This is a genomic window from Micromonospora sp. CPCC 205739, from assembly GCF_036906795.1.
In the GTDB taxonomy this organism is placed as follows: Bacteria; Actinomycetota; Actinomycetes; order Mycobacteriales; family Micromonosporaceae; genus Micromonospora.
This window is the reverse complement of the sequence record NZ_JBAKHS010000016.1, coordinates 101,073-116,945: the sequence shown is the minus strand read 5'-3', so window position 1 is coordinate 116,945 and position 15,873 is coordinate 101,073. Positions and strand designations below refer to the sequence as shown.

Sequence of the window (15,873 nt, the reverse complement as noted above, 5' to 3'; positions counted from 1 at the left end):
CACCCTTTCCGGTCCGGCGCTTATCCAGCGGGGTCAGTAGGACTTGTCCTGGCCGAGGACGTGCTGGGCGACGAAGTTGAGGATCATCTCCCGGCTGACCGGGGCGATCCGGCCGGCGCGTACCGCGCCGAGCAGGGTGGCCACGCCGTACTCGGTGGTCATGCCGGCCCCGCCGAGGGCCTGCACGGCGGTGTCCACGGCGAGCGCGGCGGCCTCGCCGGCGGCGTACTTCGCCATGTTGCCGGAGATGCCGGCCTCCAGGTCCCGGCCGGCGTCGTAGAGGGTGGCCGCCTTGTGGATCATCAGTCGGGCGAGTTCCACCTGCACCGCCGCATGCGCGAGCGGGTGCGCCACGCCCTGGTGCGAGCCGATGCTCCGGCCGCCCCAGACCTTGCGGGTGGCGGTGTACTCGCTGGCCCGCTCGATGGCGTACCGGCCGGTGCCGGCGCCCATCGCGGCGACGGTGATCCGCTCCGGGTTGAGCCCGGCGAAGAGCGCCGGCAGCCCGGCGTCCAGGGACTCGCCGACCAGGGCGTCGGCGGGCAGCCGCACGTCGTCGAGGTAGAGCAGGAACTGGTTCTCCGGCGAGAGGATCTCCATGTCCAGCTTGGAGCGGGTCAGCCCGGGCGCGTCGGTCGGCACGATGAACAGCGCCGGCTTCAGCTTGCCGGTCGACGCGTCCTCGGTGCGGGCCACCACCAGCACGTACTGCGCCTCGTCGACACCCGAGATGTAGCACTTGCGGCCGGAGAGCAGCCAGTCGTCGCCGTCGCGGCGGGCCACCGTGCCGAGCCGGTGGAAGTTGGAGCCGGCCTCCGGCTCGGTGATCGCGAAGACGATCTTCTGGGTGCCGTCGGCCAGGCCGGGCAGGTGCCGCTTGCGCTGCTCGTCGGTACCGTGCTTGTTGATCACCGTGGCGGCGATGGCCGGGGAGACCACCAGCAGCAGCAGCGGACAGCCGGCCGCGGCCAGCTCCTCGCAGACGAGGGCCAGTTCGGTGATGCCGCCGCCCCCGCCGCCGTACTCGGTGGGGATGTTGACGCCGAGGTAGCCGAGCCGGCCGGCCTCGCTCCACAGCTCGGTCGTGTGCTCGCCGGCCTTCGCCTTCGCCACGAAGTAGTCGTGGCCGTACTTGCGGCCCAGCGCGCGGACGGCGTCGCGGAGCTGGTCCTGCTCGGGGGTGAGGTCGAAGTTCATCGGGCGTCCTCCTCAAGGTTGACCACGGCCAGCACGGCGCCCGTGTCGACCTGGCCGCCGGCCGGCACCGGCAGCTCGGCGACCACCCCGTCGGTCGGGGCGAGCACGGGATGTTCGAGCTTCATCGCTTCCAGGGTCAGCAGCAGCTCACCGGCGGCGACCCGCTGACCGACCTCGACGTGCACCCGGGTCACCGCGCCGGGCAGCGGCGCCAGCAGCGACCCGGCCGCCAGCTCCGTGCCGGGCAGCGGGAAACGCGGCAGCTCGGCCAGGCTCGTCGCCCCGTCCGGGCCGTCCACGAAGACCGCCGACCCCACCCGGTGTACGCGGAACGCCCGCCGCACCCCGTCGACGTCGAGCACGACCCGGTCCGGCGCGGCCTCCACCAGCGCCACCGTCGGCGGCTGCGCGGATTCGGCTCCGGCCGGCTCGGCTTCTGCCGACGGCCCGTCGGCCGACGCCGCGCCCGGGTCGGTGGACCACTCGGCCAGTGCGCCGGCACGGTCCAGCCGGTAGCGCACCTCGACCTCGCCGCCGTCCGGCCCGGCGTAGCGGGTGACCTGCGGGAACGCCGGCACGTTCCGCCAGCCGGAGGGAAGCCCGGCGAGCACGGTGGCCTCGGCGCGGCGGGCGGCGGCCGAGGCGAGCGCGGCGGCCAGCGCGGCCAGCGGCGGCTGGTCGGCGGGGAGCAGCGGGGCGAAGACCTCGGGGTGCCGGTCCAGGAACCCGGTGTCCACCTCGGCCGCCGCGAACTCGGGGCTGCGCAGCACCCGGACCAGCAGGTCCCGGTTGGTGGCGACGCCGTGGAACTCGGCCCGGGCCAGCGCGCCGGCCAGCGCCCGGGCCGCCTCCGCCCGGGTCGGCGCCCAGGCGACCAGCTTGGCCAGCATCGAGTCGTAGTGCACGCCGACCGCCGAGCCGTCCGTCACCCCGGAGTCCAGCCGCAGCCCCTTCGTCGGAGTGAACTCGCCGGCCACCCCGGGGACGGCGAACCGGTGCAGAGTGCCGGTCGCGGGGCGGAAGCCCTGGGCCGGGTCCTCCGCGCAGAGGCGTACCTCGATCGCGTGGCCGTCGACCGGCGGGGCCGCCGCCAGCGGCAGCGGTTCGCCCTCGGCGACCAGCAGTTGCAGCCGGACCAGGTCCAGCCCGGTGACCGCCTCGGTGACCGGGTGTTCCACCTGGAGCCGGGTGTTCATCTCCAGGAAGAAGAACTCGCCGGTCGGGGCGAGCAGGAACTCCACCGTGCCCGCGCCGACGTAGCCGACCGCCCGGCCGGCGGCCACCGCCGCCTCGTGCAGCCGCTGCCGCAGCTGCGGCCCGACCACCGCCGGGGCCTCCTCGACGATCTTCTGGTGCCGGCGCTGGATCGAGCAGTCCCGCTCGCCGAGCGCGACGACGCTGCCGTGGGTGTCACCGAAGATCTGCACCTCGACGTGCCGGCCGCGTTCCACGTACCGCTCGACGAAGACCGTGCCGTCGCCGAACGCGGCGGCCGCCTCGCGGCGCGCGGAGGCGACGGCCTCGGCGAGGTCGGCGGCGTCGCGCACGACGCGCATGCCCCGCCCGCCACCGCCGGCGGACGCCTTGACCAGCACCGGGAAATCGGTGATCTGGTCGGGGTCGGTCCAGGTCGGCAGCATCGGCACGCCCGCCTCGGCGAGCAGCGCCTTCGCCTCCATCTTGTCGCCCATCGCGGCGATCGCCTTGGCCGACGGGCCCACCCAGGTCAGCCCCGCGTCGGTCACCGCCGCGGCGAACTCGGCGTTCTCGGCGAGGAAGCCGTAGCCCGGGTGGACGGCGTCCGCGCCGCTCTTCCGGGCCGCGTCCAGGACGAGGTCGATCCGCAGGTACGTCTCGGCCGGCGTGTTCCCCGCCAGCCGGACCGCCTGGTCGGCCTCGGCGACGAACGGCGCTCCGGCGTCGGCGTCGGAGTGCACGGCGACCGTCTCGACGCCGAGCGCGCGGCAGGTGGCGAAGACCCGGCGCGCGATCTCGCCCCGGTTGGCGACCAGAAGTCTGGTGATCATGAATCCGACTCCCTACATCCGGAAGACGCCGAAACCGTCGGCGCCCTTCACCGGTCCGTTGTGGATCGCCGACAGGCAGAGCCCGAGGACGGTACGGGTGTCCCGGGGGTCGATCACCCCGTCGTCGTAGAGCCGGCCGGAGAGAAAGAGCGCGCCGGACTGGGACTCGATCTGCTGCTCGACCATCATCCGCATCGCCGCGTCGGACTCCTCGTCGTAGTCGCGCCCCCGGGCGGCGGCGGCCTGCCGGGCGACGATGGAGAGCACCCCGGCGAGCTGCGCCGGCCCCATCACCGCCGACTTCGCGTTGGGCCAGGTGAACAGGAACCTCGGCTCGTACGCCCGGCCGCACATGCCGTAGTTGCCGGCGCCGTAGGACGCGCCCAGGTTGACCGTCAGGTGCGGCACCCTCGAGTTCGAGACCGCGTTGATCATCAGGGCGCCGTGCTTGATGATGCCGCGCTGCTCGTACTCGGTGCCGACCATGTAGCCGGTGGTGTTCTGGAGGAAGACCAGCGGGGTGTCGGCGGCGTTGGCGAGTTGGATGAACTGGGCCGCCTTCTGCGCCTCCTCGCTGAACAGCACGCCCCGGGCGTTGGCCAGCACGCCGACCGGGTACCCGTGCAGCTCGCCCCAGCCGGTGACCAGCGCCGTGCCGTAGCTGGGCTTGAACTCGTCGAACTCGCTGCCGTCGAGCACCCGGGCGAGGACCTCGCGCGGATCGAACGGCACCTTCAGGTCGGCGCTGGCGATGCCGAGCAGCTCCTCCGGGTCGTACTTGGGCGGCTGGGGCACCGGATTGCGCGGCGGTGGGCCCTGCTTGCGCCAGTTGAGCCGGCGGACGCACTGCCGGGCCAGCCGGATGCCGTCCCGCTCGTCGGAGGCCAGGAAGTCGGCCAGTCCGGACGTCGACGCGTGCATCGCCGCGCCGCCGAGGGACTCGTCGTCGGTGACCTCGCCGGTGGCCATCTTCACCAGCGGCGGGCCGGCCAGGTACACCTGCGAGCGGTCCCGGATCATGATGGTGAAGTCGGACATCCCGGGCACGTACGCGCCGCCCGCGGTGGCGTTGCCGAAGACCACGCTGACCGTGGGGATCTTCGCCGCGGAGAGCCGGGTCAGGTCGCGGAACACCCGGCCGCCCGGAATGAAGATCTCCGCCTGGGTGGGCAGGTCCGCCCCGGCCGACTCGACCAGGTTGATCATCGGCAGCCGGTTGGCCAGGGCGATCTCGCCGGCCCGCCGGGTCTTCGCCAGCGACCACGGGTTGACCGCGCCGCCGCGTACCGTCGGGTCGTTGGCGACGACCAGGCACTCCACGCCCTCGACCACTCCGATGCCGGTGACCACGCTGGCCCCCACCGGGAAGTCGGTGCCGTACGCCGCCACCGGGGACAGCTCCAGGAACGGGCTGTCCGGGTCGAGCAGCAGCTCGATCCGTTCCCGGGGGAGCAGCTTGCCGCGCTTGTGGTGCCGGGTCACGTACTTCTCGCCGCCGCCGGCGCGGGCCTGTCCGAGCGCGGCGTCCAGCTCGGCCAGGCGCTCCAGCAGGGCTTCACGGTTGGCCCGGTGGGCCGGCGTGGACGGGTCGACCGCGCTGTCCAGTGTGCTCACAGCCCCATGCCCTTCGCGATGATCTCGTTCATGATCTCGGTGGTGCCCCCGCCGATGCCGAGGATCCGGGCGTCCCGGTAGTGCCGCTCCACCTCGGCGTCGCGCAGGTAGCCGAAGCCGCCGTGCAGTTGCAGCGCGGCGTCGACCACGTGGTCGCAGGCGGCCACCGCGACGTTCTTCGCCATCGCCACCTCGGTCACCACCGGCTCGCCGGCCGCCACCCGGGCCGCCACCTCGTGCACGTACGACCGGGCCGCCTCGGTGCGGGTGTGCATCTCGGCGAGCCGGTGCCGGATCAGCTGGCGGCTGGCCAGCGGGCGGCCGAAGGTGGCCCGGTCCCGGCACCAGCGGGTGGCCAGCTCCACGCAGCGCTGCGCGGTGGCGTACGCCTGGGTGGCCAGCGAGAGCCGCTCGGCGGCGAAGTGCTGCATGATCGCCAGGAAGCCGGTGTTCTCCTCGCCGATCCGGTTGGTCACCGGCACCCGGACGTCGACGAAGGAGAGCTGGGCGGTGTCCGAGCAGTGCCAGCCCAGCTTCTCCAGCCGACGCCCCACGGTGAAGCCGGGCGTGCCCTTCTCGATCACAAGCAGGCTGAGCTCGCCGCTGCCGGGGAAGTCGGTGCAGACCGCCGTGGTGACGAAGTCGGCCCGCAGCCCGCTGGTGATGTAGGTCTTGGAACCGTTCACCACGTAGTGGTCGCCGTCCCGGCGGGCGGTGGTACGGATCGCGGCGACGTCCGAGCCGCCGTCCGGCTCGGTGATCGCCAGCGCGCCGATCATCGTCCCGGCCAGGGTGGGGCGGACGTACCGGTCGACCAGGTCGTCGTCGCCCGCCGTCCGGTCGCCGGCCAGCCGACCGCCGAGCGTGCCCCCGGTCCGGGCGCCCGCGGCGGCGACCATGTGCGGCAGCGCGATGCCGTGCGTGAACAGCGCCGCCACCAGCCCGGACGAACCGCCGGAGCGGATGATCTCCTCGGTCACGACGATCGAGTCGAGCAGGTCGCCGCCGCTGCCGCCGACCGACTCGGGGAAGCCGATGCCCAGCAGGCCGATCTTCGCGGCGGTGGCGTGCACCTCGCGCGGCACCTCGCCGGCGCGCTCCCAGTCGTCCAGGTGCGGCAGCACCTCCCGGGTCACGAAGGCCCGGGTCAGCTCGCGCAGCTGCCGCCGCTCCGGGGTGTCCACGATGGTCATGCGCCCGCCTCCCCGCCCTGCGGTGGGCCGGCGGGCAGTGCCGCCGGCAGGTCGACGACGCGGGAGCGGAGCAGCTCCCCGAGCGCCTTGGCCTGGGGGTCGAACCGGGTCGAGGCGGCCACCCCCTGCCCGAGCAGCCCCCGGATGACGAAGTTGACCGCCCGCAGGCGGGGCAGCTCGTACCGTTCGACGGCCAGCGGCGCGGTCTCCGGCAGCAGCGCGGCCAGCCGCTCGACGGTGAGCCAGCCGCGCAGCCAGGCCCAGGTGGCGTCGGTGCGGGCCCAGACGCCGAGGTTGGCGTCGCCGCCCTTGTCTCCGGAGCGCGCCCCGACCAGCTCGCCCAGCGGTGCCCGCCGGGTGGCCCCGTCACCGTCGGGAGCGGCGGCCGGCTCGGCCGGCGGCGGGAGGTCGCCGCCGGGCGCTGCGTCGGTCCGGGCCGGCGGGGGGATCGGCATCCGCTCGCCGCCGGGCAGCACCGCGACGTGGTCGACCGCGTCCTGCGGCACCGTGTCGGCGGTGAAGACGCCGTACGGGGTGGCGTCGCCGGGCAGCGTGGTCAGCGTGCAGCCGGGGTAGGAGGCCAGCGCCAGCTCCACCGCCGCCGCCGAGAAGGCCCGCCCGGCCCGCGCCTTGTCGCCGTCGCGCAGGTGTACGTGCAGCAGCGCGCTCGCCGCCTCCGTGTCGGTCGCGTCCGGGTGGTCGGTGCGGGCGAGGGTGAACTCCAGCCCCTCCTTGCCGACGGCCTCCTCGAGCTGGCCCCGGACCAGGGCCGCCTTGGCCGGAACGTCCAGTCCGCACAGGACGAACGTCATCGAGTTGCGGAAACCGCCGAGGTTGTTGACGCCGACCTTGAGGGTGCCGGGCGGGGGTGTGCCCCGGACGCCGGAGACCCGGACCCGGTCGGGCCCCTCCTGGTGCAGGCTCACCGTGTCCAGCCGGGTCACCACGTCCGGCCCCAGGTACGCCGGCCCACCGACCTCGTAGAGCAGTTGGGCGGTGACGGTCTCCACGGTGACCGCCCCGCCGGTGCCGGGGTGCTTGGTGAGCACCGAGGAGCCGTCCGGGTGGATCTCGGCGATCGGGAAGCCGGGCCGGTGGCCACCGTCGGGCAGTTCGGTGAAGAAGCTGAAGTTTCCCCCGGTGACCTGCGCCCCGCACTCGATCAGGTGCCCGGCGACGGTCGCCCCGGCGAGCGCGTCCAGGTCGTCCCGGCCCCAGCCGAACCGGGCGATCGCCGGCCCGACGGCCAGCGAGGCGTCGGTGACCCGGCCGGTCACCACCACGTCCGCCCCGGCGTCGAGGCAGGCCGCGATGCCGAACGCGCCGAGGTAGGCGTTCGCGGTGAGCGCGTCGGGACGCGCCAGGGCGTCGCCCTCGACGTACCCGATCCGGACGGTGAGGCCGAGCCGGTCGGCGAGCGAGCCGATCGCGGCGGCCAGGCCGGCCGGGTTCAACCCGCCGGCGTTGGTGACGATCCGCACGCCCCGGTCCAGCGCGGTGCCGAGGCAGCCTTCGAGCTGGCGCAGGAACGTCTTCGCGTACCCCAGCGCGGGGTCGCGCATCCGGTCGCGGCCGAGGATCAGCATGGTCAGCTCGGCCAGGTAGTCGCCGGTGAGCACGTCCAGCTCGCCGCCGTCGAGCATCTCCCGCCAGGCGGTGGAGCGGTCGCCGTAGAAACCGGAGGCGTTGCCGACCCGCAGCGCGCCGCTCATGCCGGGACCCCGGTGCCGCTCGCCGCGCGGGGCTCCCGGCCGGCGCCGGGCGGCCCGGCGAAGGCCTGGGCCACGTCCAGCCACTCGTCGGCGGTGTCGCCGGTGGCGACGAGCGCCAGGTCGGCGCGGTGCCGGCGCTGGGTGACCAGCAGGCAGAAGTCGAGGGCCGGGCCGGTGACCCGGTCCGCCGCGTCCGCCGGCCCGAAGGCCCAGGTGTCACCGTCGGGTGCGGTCAGTTCGACCCGGACCGGCGCCGTGGGCAGCGCCCGGCCGTGGGCGGCGAAGCCGTGCCCGAGGGTACGGAAGCCGAGGTGCGCGACGTGCCGCAGGCGCCCGGTCGGGGTGCGGGTGACCCCGAGCGCGTCGGCCACGTCCTCCCCGTGCGCCCAGGTCTCCATGATCCGGGCGGTGGCCATCGAGGCGGGCGACATCCGGGTGCCGTACCAGGGCAGCTTCTCCCCGGGCGGGACGGCGGTGAGGGCGTCGGCGAGCGCGGCCCAGCCGCCGCGCCAGCGGTCGAGCAGCTCGGCCGGTGGGGCCAGGAACCGCTCCGCGGCGTCGTCGACCAGCCGGCTGACGTCCGGTGCGGAGGTGACCGACGCGTAGAACGCCGCGACGTCCGTGGCGGCGAGCCGGGCCATCTCGTCGGTCCAGGCGAGGTGGGCGATCTGGTGGCCGACCGTCCACCCGGGAGCCGGGGTGGGCCGCGCCCAAGCCTCCGGCGGCAGCGGCGCGACGAGGGCGTCGAGCTGCTCGGACTCGGCGGCCAGATCCGCGAGCAGTGCTGTCAGGTCGACCATGGTGCCTCCGGGCGGGTGTGCCGGTCAGGACGGGCGGGTCAGGTCACGGCCGCTCGTGTCCGGGCCCCGCCCCGGCCGGCGCGGCGTGCTCCGGTGGGGCGGCGTCGGGCGTGAGCAGGGTGGCGAGCTGGCGTTTCCAGGTGCGCAGCAGGGCGGTACGGCGGGCGGAGTCGTCGCTGAGCAGATTGGCCACGCCCAGCCCGCGGAGCAGGTCGAGGGTGGCCTGCACGGCCTCCCGTACGCCGGGCCGGCGCTCGTCGACGCCGAGCAGCGCCACGGTGAGCCGGTGCATCTCCCTGCCGACCCGGGCCTCCAGCGGCACCAGGGCGTCGCGCAGCTCGGCGTCGGTGCGGGCGGCGACCCAGAGTTCCAGCGCGGCGACGAAGAGCGGCCCGGTGAAGGCCACGCCGAGCAGGTCGACCACCCGGTCGAGCCGCTGTGGCCCGGCCGGCAGGGCCTCCGCCTCGGCGCGCAGCTCCGCGGCCCGCCGGTCGGCGAGGTGGACGACGGCGGCGGTGACCAGGGCCGCCTTGGTCGGGTAGTGGTGCAGCTGGGCGCCGCGCGAGACACCGGCCCGGGCGGCCACCACGGTGGTGGTGGTGCCGGACCAGCCGTGCTCCACCAGGCAGTCGACGGTCGCCTCCAGCAGCCGGGCCTGGGTGGCGCGGCTGCGCTCCTGCTGAGGGACGCGCGTCGATGCGGTGGACACGGGGACAGCGTGCCGTCCCCGAAACAAACAGTCAAGACTGACTTTTTCTGCTTCCGCCGCTCCGCGCGCCCGCCCCGGGTCCGTCCCGCCCGGGTCCGCTCCCGCCTCGCCCTGGTCTGCTTCGGCCTCGCCCGGGTCCGCTTCGGCCCGGGCGGGCTCTCGACCGCCGGGCCGGAGGGCGTTGCCCGGCGCCGCACGCCGGTGTCGCGAGAACGGCCTCTTCCCGGCCCTTGTGGTGGTGTTTTCGGCGCTGTGGAGCTGATGACGTAGACGACTCAGCGGACGATCCGTTTACGTCATCAGCTCCACAGGACCCGCCAGTGGCCTGGGCGATGGGATGAGCCCCGGCAGCCGTCCACACCCGCCACCACACGAGCCGCGCCGTCGGCACCAGCCGCGCCGGCCGCATGGGCCGCGCCGGCCCGGCAGCCGCCGGCTGCGTGAGCCGCTTGAGTCGCTTGAGCCCCCTGAGCCCCTGAGCCCCTGAGCCCCTGAGCCCCTGAGCGGCGCAGCATCGCACGGCGGGCCTCCTGCTCTGGGAGGTCCGCCGGGGGTCAGCGACCGTCCCGGGGGCCGAAGACGGTGAGCGCGTCGGCGTCGCTGTGCCGGGAGCGCAGGTACTCGTCGGCCCACTCGGCGGCATCGGGGAAACCCGACTCGGCGGCGACCCGGGCGCAGGCGGCCTCCACGTCGAACGGAGTGCGGCGCAGTTGCACGCCCGGCCCGAGCAGTGCCCACCACGCCCCGGCGCCGCCGTACGGCATCCCGACGCTGCCCGGGTTGACCACCAGCCGCCGGTCGACCAGGCGGGTGAACGGCATGTGGGTGTGCCCGCAGACGATCGTGCCCACCTCGGCCGGCACCCCGGCGAACACCTCGGCCCAGCGGTCCATCCGGGAGTCGACCAGCACCACCTCCTCGTCGTCGCGGGGCGTGGCGTGGCAGAAGAGCACCGGACCGAGGCCGGCCACCTCCAGGGTCACCGTCAGCGGCAGCGCCGCCAGCCGGGCCGCCTGATCGTCCCGGAGCTGCCGGGCGGCCCAGTTCGAGATCGCGATCGGAGAGCTCCGGCCGGCCCGGGCCTCGACCAGTTCGCGGTCGGCGTTGCCGCCGACCCAGCAGGCCCGGTCGCCGAGGCCGGCGAGCAGGTCCAGCACCTCGACCGGCTGCGGTCCGGCGGCGATGTCGCCGGTGAGCACGATCAGGTCGGCGGCGGCCACGTCCGGCTCGGCCAGCACGGCCTCCAGCGCGGGCAGCGCCCCGTGGACGTCGGAGAGGACGGCTACGCGTTCGAGCATGCGCTCACCGTGCCGGGCGGCGGCCACGATGTCGAGGAATTCTGCGCTCGGCAGAGCGCCCCGGACACGACGAGGCCAGGGACACCCTGCGGTGTCCCTGGCCTGGTCGTCGATCGGGTCAGACCCGCGCGCGGCGGGCCAGGCGCTCCGGGTCGAGGATGATGATGCTCTTGCCGTCCAGCCGCAGCCAGCCCCGCGAGGCGAAGTCGGCCAGCGCCTTGTTGACGGTCTCCCGGGAGGCGCCGACGAGCTGGGCGATCTCCTCCTGGGTGAGGTCGTGGGTCACCCGCAGCACGCCGCCGTCGCGGGTGCCGAAGCGGCCGGCCATCTGGAGCAGGTTCTTGGCGACCCGGCCCGGCACGTCGGTGAAGATCAGGTCGGCCAGCGAGTCGTTGGTCCGGCGGAGCCGGCGGGCCAGCACCCGCAGCAGCTGCTCGGCGATCTCGGGCCGGTTGTTCAGCCAGGGCCGCAGCGCCTGCTTGCGCAGCCGCACCAGCCGGGTGTCGGTCACCGCGGTGGCCGTCGCCGTACGCGGACCGGGGTCGAAGAGCGACAGCTCACCGACCATGTCCGACGGGCCCATCACGGCGATCAGGTTCTGCCGGCCGTCGGCTGCCCGACGCCCAACCTTGATCTTGCCCGACAGGAGGATGTAGAGACTGTCGCCGGGCTCGCCCTCGTTGAACACGATCTCGCCCTTGCGGACGTCGATCGTCTCCATCTCCTTGGCGAGCGCCTCGGCAGCCTCCGGGTCGACACCCTGGAAGATCCCGCTGCGGGCCAGTACCTCGTCCATCGCGCACCTCCGGTTGCGCGCCGCCGTCCGTCGGCCGGGTCCGCCGTCCGCTTATCCCTCGCGCGCCGACAAGTCTAGGCGCACGTGAGCACGAATCAGAGGTGCACCCCTGGAATCTTGATCGTTGGGCGTAACCTTCCCGCCCTGATCAGGGGCTACGATCGCGCGACCGTGACCGGGGGGTGACCGGGCGTCGCCGTCGATGGCCGTAGGGTGACCGGCGTGCTGAGCGACCCCACCCTGACCACCCGTGCCGAGGACGGGTGGGACATTCCGCTACTGGTGTGGCGCGCCGGGGGACCGCTGCGGGCGGCCGGCTCCGGCCCGCTCGGCGGCGGGATCGGCGTCCGGAACTGGGTCGTGAACGCGACCGTGCCGATGTCGTACCACCGGGACGACCCCGCGGCCCACCTGGCCGGGCTGGCCGACGGCCTCGGCCTGGCCGGGCCCGGGGTCGGCCTGCTCACCGGGGTGGACGTCGCGGAGGTGGTGGCCCGGGCCGACACCGGCGTGCGGGCCTGGGCGACGGTCGGGCTGGGCACGCCGGTCTGGGCCGCCGCGCCCGCCCCGGCCGCGCCGGCCCAGCGGGTCGGCACGGTCAACATCGTCGTGTACGTCCCGGCGGCGCTCAGCGACGCCGCGCTGGTCAACGCCGTCGCCACGGCGACCGAGGCGAAGGCGCAGGCGATCTGGGAGCTGGGCCTGCCCGCCACCGGTACGCCCACCGACGCGGTCACCGTGCTCTGCCCCGCCGACGGTCCGCCCGAGCCCTACGGCGGCCCCCGGTCCACCTGGGGTGCACCGCTCGCCCGGGCCGTGCACGCCGCCGTCCGCGACGGCGGGTCGGTGCCCTGCGTGCCCTGGTCGGACCGGCTGGCGGGCTGAACTTCCATCCGATCGGCCATCGTCGCACCGCTACCTACCCGGTAGGGTCGCCAACGATGTACGCACCCGCGTTCCCCAGGACCCGCCGCCGCGCCGCGCTCGCCGCCGGCGCGGTCCTCGCCGTGCTGCTCGCCGCGGGCTGCAGCACCTCGGACGACGACGCCCCGCCGGTCTGGCAGCGCGGCGGCGGTGCAACCACCAGCGCCGCACCGGCCCCGACCGCCGGCGGGTCCGAGACCGCCGACCAGGCCGTGTCGCTCTCCGCGACCGGCGACATCATCATGGGCAACGCCCCCTCCCGGCTCCCCGCGAACAACGGGAAGGGCTTCTTCGACGAGATCTCCGACGCGCTCGCCGCCGACCTGGTGATGGGCAACCTGGAGGAGCCGCTGACCGAGGACACCGGCACCGGCAAGTGCGGGGCGAACTCCACCGCCTGCTACCAGTTCCGGGCCCCGTCCAGCTACGCCGCGCACCTCAAGGAAGCCGGCTTCGAGCTGCTCAACCAGGCCAACAACCACGGCTACGACTACGGCCCGCAGGGGTACGCGAACACCCAGAAGGCGCTGGAGAAGCAGGGCCTCAAGCACACCGGCGCCCCGAACCAGATCACCGTGATGGAGGTCAAGGGCGTCAAGATCGCGGTGGCCGGCTTCTCCTCGTACCCCTGGTCCAACAGCCTGACCGACATCGACGCCGCGACGGCGGTCGTCGAGAAGGCCGCGACCATGGCCGACATCGTCGTGGTGCAGGTGCACATGGGCGCCGAGGGGGCCGACAAGACCAAGGTCAAGCCGGGCACCGAGCTGTTCTACGGCGAGAACCGGGGCGACCCGGTCAAGTTCTCCCACGCGATGATCGACGCCGGGGCCGACCTGATCGTCGGGCACGGCCCGCACGTGCTGCGCGGCATGGAGTTCTACCAGGGCCGGCTGATCGCCTACAGCCTCGGCAACTTCGCCGGCGGCGGCCGGTCGCTGAACCCGACCGGCCGGCTCGGCTGGGGCGGGGTGCTCAAGGTCTCGCTCAAGCCGGACGGCAGCTTCGCCGGCGGCTCGTTCACCTCCACCCGGATGAACTCGGTGGGCAAGCCGACCATGGACTCCGCCGACCAGGGCCTCGGCCTGGTCAAACAGCTCAGCCGCGCCGATTTCCCGCGCACCGGCGCCCGGTTCGACGCCGCCGGGAAGATCAGCGCCCCGCAGGCCGGCTGACCGGCGAGGCCGGGCGTGGGCGCGGCGGCTGGTCGGCCCGGCGACGTAGGCTGGCCGGCGTGACCATCAGCTCCCCCGGCCGGGCCGAGACGGACCTCGGCCGCACCCGGCGCGCCCGGCGGATCGGCCGGGCGCTGACCGAGGCGCACCCCGACGCGCACTGTGAACTCGACCACTCCAACGCGTTGGAGTTGGCCGTCGCCACCATCCTCTCCGCGCAGTGCACCGACAAGAAGGTCAACGAGGTCACCCCGAAGCTCTTCGTCCGCTACCCGACGGCGGCCGACTACGCCGGGGCCGACCGGGCGGAGCTGGAGGAGCTGATCCGGCCGACCGGCTTCTACCGCAACAAGACGGACTCGCTGATCAAGCTGGGTCAGGCGCTCGTCGAGCGGTACGACGGCAAGGTCCCCGGCCGGCTGGCCGACCTGGTGACGCTGCCCGGGATCGGCCGCAAGACCGCCAACGTGATCCTCGGCAACGCCTTCGACGTCCCGGGGATCACCGTCGACACCCACTTCCAGCGGCTGGTCCAGCGCTGGGAGCTCACCGCGCAGACCGACGCGGTGAAGATCGAGCACGAGATCGGCGCGCTCTTCCCGAAGCGCGAGTGGACCATGCTCTCGCACCGGATCATCTTCCACGGCCGGCGGGTCTGTCACGCCCGCAAGCCGGCCTGCGGGGCCTGCACGCTGGCGAAGCTCTGCCCGTCGTACGGGACCGGGCCGACCGAGCCGTCCGCCGCCGCGAAGCTGCTCAAGGGCCCCCGGGCGCGGGACCTCGCGGTCGCCGCCGGGGTCGACCCCGACCTGGTGCCACAGCAGGCCGTCGTCGCGGAGGTGCCGTGAACCGGCGGCTCGCTGCTCTGCTCGTCCCCGCTCTGCTGGCCCTCGCCGGCTGCACCGCCACCGGGCCGGACAGCGCCACCACCCCGACCGGCCGGGCCGAACGCCCCTCGCCCTTCGCCGACTGCGCGACGCTGACCCGCCCGCCCGGCGCGTCCGCGTCGACGCCCGCTACCGCTGACGCCGCGCCCTCCGGCACCGCCGCGACCGGTACCGCCGCGACCGGTACCGCCGCGCCGGGCGACCAGGGCACCGGGGCGCTGCTGCCCGGGCTGACCCTCTCCTGCTTCACCGGCGGTGCTCCGGTGGCGCTGCGGGACGTCCGTGGCCCCGCCGTGGTCAACCTGTGGGCCTCCTGGTGCCCGCCCTGCCGCAAGGAGCTGCCCGCCTTCCAGCGGCTCAGCGAGCGGACGACCGGCACGCTCCAGGTGATCGGCGTGAACAGCCGGGACACCCGCACCGCCGCCCAGTCCATCGGCGAGGACTACGGCGTCCGCTTCCCGATGCTCTTCGACCAGGGTGAGGCGCTGCAACGGGAGTTGGGCCGCAACGCCCTCCCGCTGACCCTCCTGGTCGACGCGCAGGGCCGGGTACGCCACACCGACGCCACCGGCGCCCTCGACGACGCCCGGCTCGCCGCGCTGGTCCGGCAGCACCTCGGCGTGCAGGTGCAGCAATGAGCGCGAGGAGTGAGCCGGTTCTGCGAGCCCCGCAGTCGCCGAACGAAGGTGGCACCGTGAGCGCGAGGAGTGAGCCGATCCTGCGAGCCCCGCAGTCGCGAACGAAGGTGGCACCGTGAGCGCGAGGAGTGAGCCGGTTCTGCGAGCCCCGCAGTCGCGAACGAAGGTGACGCCGTGACTCGCCGCCCGCCGGCCTGGATCGACCCGCTGCTGGGCCGGCTCGGCACCGCCCGGGCCGAGGACTTCACCCGGCTGACCACCCCCGAGGAGGGCGGCCGGGAGAGCGCCGTGCTGGTGCTGCTCGGCGAGGAGTCCGGCGTCGGCCCGGACGTGCTGGTGCTCCAGCGGGCCGCGACCCTGCGCAACCACGCCGGCCAGCCGGCCTTCCCCGGCGGTGCGGCCGACCCGGAGGACGCCGACGCCTCCGCGACCGCGCTGCGCGAGGCGAACGAGGAGGTCGGCCTGGACCCGGCCAGCGTGACCGTCCTGGCCGAGCTGCCCCGGCTGTGGATCCCGGTCAGCGACTTCGTGGTGACCCCGGTGCTGGCCTGGTGGCACACGCCGCACCTGGTGCACCCCCGGGAGCCGGCCGAGGTCGCGCACGTCGCCCGGCTGCCGGTGGCCGAACTGGTCGACCCGGAGAACCGGATGCGGGTCCGCCACCCGAGCGGCTGGATCGGCCCGGCCTTCTCGGTGCGGGGCATGCTGGTCTGGGGCTTCACCGCCGGGGTGATCGCCACGCTGCTGGAGATGGGCGGCTGGGCCCGCCCGTGGCCGCGCGGCCGGGTGATCGAGCTGCCACCCGTCGGCGCCACCCCGGCACCCTCGGCCGGCACCGACGAGGTCGACGAGATGGCCGGTCCGCTGACCTGATCATCACGTTCCGCAAGCGCAACGCCCCGG

At 74.5% G+C, this 15,873-nt stretch carries 14 protein-coding genes; 5 read left to right on the top strand and 9 right to left on the bottom strand.

From position 1 onward, the window contains the following. Window positions 1-33: 33 nt before the first annotated feature. The 9 genes from V6U88_RS22020 to V6U88_RS21980 all read right to left on the bottom strand — a co-directional run bounded on the left by V6U88_RS22020 (window position 34) and on the right by V6U88_RS21980 (window position 11,346). Window positions 34-1,197, bottom strand: a complete 1,164-nt coding sequence (locus tag V6U88_RS22020) for an acyl-CoA dehydrogenase family protein (RefSeq protein WP_334455714.1) — start codon at window positions 1,195-1,197, stop codon at window positions 34-36. Next, window positions 1,194-3,224 (bottom strand): ATP-binding protein, encoded by a 2,031-nt coding sequence (locus V6U88_RS22015; RefSeq protein WP_334455713.1) that lies wholly within the window; start codon window positions 3,222-3,224, stop codon window positions 1,194-1,196. The genes V6U88_RS22020 and V6U88_RS22015 overlap by 4 nt, the downstream gene beginning before the upstream one ends. A 12-nt stretch (window positions 3,225-3,236) precedes the next feature. Further along, the gene (locus V6U88_RS22010) at window positions 3,237-4,838 is read right to left on the bottom strand and encodes an acyl-CoA carboxylase subunit beta (RefSeq protein ID WP_334455712.1); all 1,602 of its coding nucleotides are present in this window, start codon (window positions 4,836-4,838) and stop codon (window positions 3,237-3,239) included. Continuing rightward, complete coding sequence (locus V6U88_RS22005; RefSeq protein ID WP_334455710.1) at window positions 4,835-6,031, bottom strand: acyl-CoA dehydrogenase family protein; 1,197 nt, start codon at window positions 6,029-6,031, stop codon at window positions 4,835-4,837. Before V6U88_RS22005 ends, V6U88_RS22010 begins: the two co-directional genes overlap by 4 nt. After that, complete coding sequence (locus V6U88_RS22000; RefSeq protein WP_334455709.1) at window positions 6,028-7,743, bottom strand: acyclic terpene utilization AtuA family protein; 1,716 nt, start codon at window positions 7,741-7,743, stop codon at window positions 6,028-6,030. Before V6U88_RS22000 ends, V6U88_RS22005 begins: the two co-directional genes overlap by 4 nt. Continuing rightward, entirely contained in the window at window positions 7,740-8,543 is an 804-nt protein-coding gene (locus V6U88_RS21995; RefSeq protein WP_334455708.1) for a TIGR03084 family metal-binding protein, read from the bottom strand. The genes V6U88_RS22000 and V6U88_RS21995 overlap by 4 nt, the downstream gene beginning before the upstream one ends. Window positions 8,544-8,586: 43 nt before the next feature. Beyond that, window positions 8,587-9,252 (bottom strand): TetR/AcrR family transcriptional regulator, encoded by a 666-nt coding sequence (locus V6U88_RS21990; RefSeq protein WP_334455707.1) that lies wholly within the window; start codon window positions 9,250-9,252, stop codon window positions 8,587-8,589. A 554-nt stretch (window positions 9,253-9,806) separates the two neighbouring features. Then, window positions 9,807-10,550, bottom strand: a complete 744-nt coding sequence (locus tag V6U88_RS21985; protein ID WP_334455706.1) for a metallophosphoesterase family protein — start codon at window positions 10,548-10,550, stop codon at window positions 9,807-9,809. Window positions 10,551-10,668: 118 nt separating this feature from the next. Next, window positions 10,669-11,346 (bottom strand): Crp/Fnr family transcriptional regulator, encoded by a 678-nt coding sequence (locus V6U88_RS21980; protein WP_067306583.1) that lies wholly within the window; start codon window positions 11,344-11,346, stop codon window positions 10,669-10,671. A gap of 222 nt (window positions 11,347-11,568) precedes the next feature. Here V6U88_RS21980 and V6U88_RS21975 point away from each other — a divergent pair, with 222 nt between their 5' ends. The 5 genes from V6U88_RS21975 to V6U88_RS21955 all read left to right on the top strand — a co-directional run bounded on the left by V6U88_RS21975 (window position 11,569) and on the right by V6U88_RS21955 (window position 15,843). Further along, entirely contained in the window at window positions 11,569-12,231 is a 663-nt protein-coding gene (locus V6U88_RS21975) for an adenosylcobinamide amidohydrolase (protein WP_334455705.1), read from the top strand. Between the two features lie 56 nt (window positions 12,232-12,287). Further along, window positions 12,288-13,445 (top strand): CapA family protein, encoded by a 1,158-nt coding sequence (locus tag V6U88_RS21970; RefSeq protein ID WP_334455703.1) that lies wholly within the window; start codon window positions 12,288-12,290, stop codon window positions 13,443-13,445. 59 nt (window positions 13,446-13,504) lie between these two features. Continuing rightward, window positions 13,505-14,293 (top strand): endonuclease III, encoded by a 789-nt coding sequence (gene nth, locus V6U88_RS21965; RefSeq protein ID WP_334455702.1) that lies wholly within the window; start codon window positions 13,505-13,507, stop codon window positions 14,291-14,293. After that, on the top strand, window positions 14,290-14,970 hold the full coding sequence (locus V6U88_RS21960; protein WP_334455701.1) for a TlpA family protein disulfide reductase: 681 nt from the start codon (window positions 14,290-14,292) through the stop codon (window positions 14,968-14,970). The genes nth and V6U88_RS21960 overlap by 4 nt, the downstream gene beginning before the upstream one ends. Window positions 14,971-15,144: 174 nt before the next feature. After that, entirely contained in the window at window positions 15,145-15,843 is a 699-nt protein-coding gene (locus V6U88_RS21955) for an NUDIX hydrolase (RefSeq protein WP_334455700.1), read from the top strand. The last annotated feature ends 30 nt before the right edge of the window (window positions 15,844-15,873 follow it).

What these genes read in the sequence shown, in the direction of transcription:
- V6U88_RS22020 (WP_334455714.1), bottom strand. Translation starts at nt 1,197, where the DNA reads ATGAACTTCGACCTCACCCCCGAGCAGGACCAGCTCCGCGACGCCGTC.
- V6U88_RS22015 (WP_334455713.1), bottom strand. Translation starts at nt 3,224, where the DNA reads ATGATCACCAGACTTCTGGTCGCCAACCGGGGCGAGATCGCGCGCCGG.
- V6U88_RS22005 (WP_334455710.1), bottom strand. Translation starts at nt 6,031, where the DNA reads ATGACCATCGTGGACACCCCGGAGCGGCGGCAGCTGCGCGAGCTGACC.
- V6U88_RS22000 (WP_334455709.1), bottom strand. Translation starts at nt 7,743, where the DNA reads ATGAGCGGCGCGCTGCGGGTCGGCAACGCCTCCGGTTTCTACGGCGAC.
- V6U88_RS21995 (WP_334455708.1), bottom strand. Translation starts at nt 8,543, where the DNA reads ATGGTCGACCTGACAGCACTGCTCGCGGATCTGGCCGCCGAGTCCGAG.
- V6U88_RS21985 (WP_334455706.1), bottom strand. Translation starts at nt 10,550, where the DNA reads ATGCTCGAACGCGTAGCCGTCCTCTCCGACGTCCACGGGGCGCTGCCC.
- V6U88_RS21980 (WP_067306583.1), bottom strand. Translation starts at nt 11,346, where the DNA reads ATGGACGAGGTACTGGCCCGCAGCGGGATCTTCCAGGGTGTCGACCCG.
- V6U88_RS21970 (WP_334455703.1), top strand. Translation starts at nt 12,288, where the DNA reads ATGTACGCACCCGCGTTCCCCAGGACCCGCCGCCGCGCCGCGCTCGCC.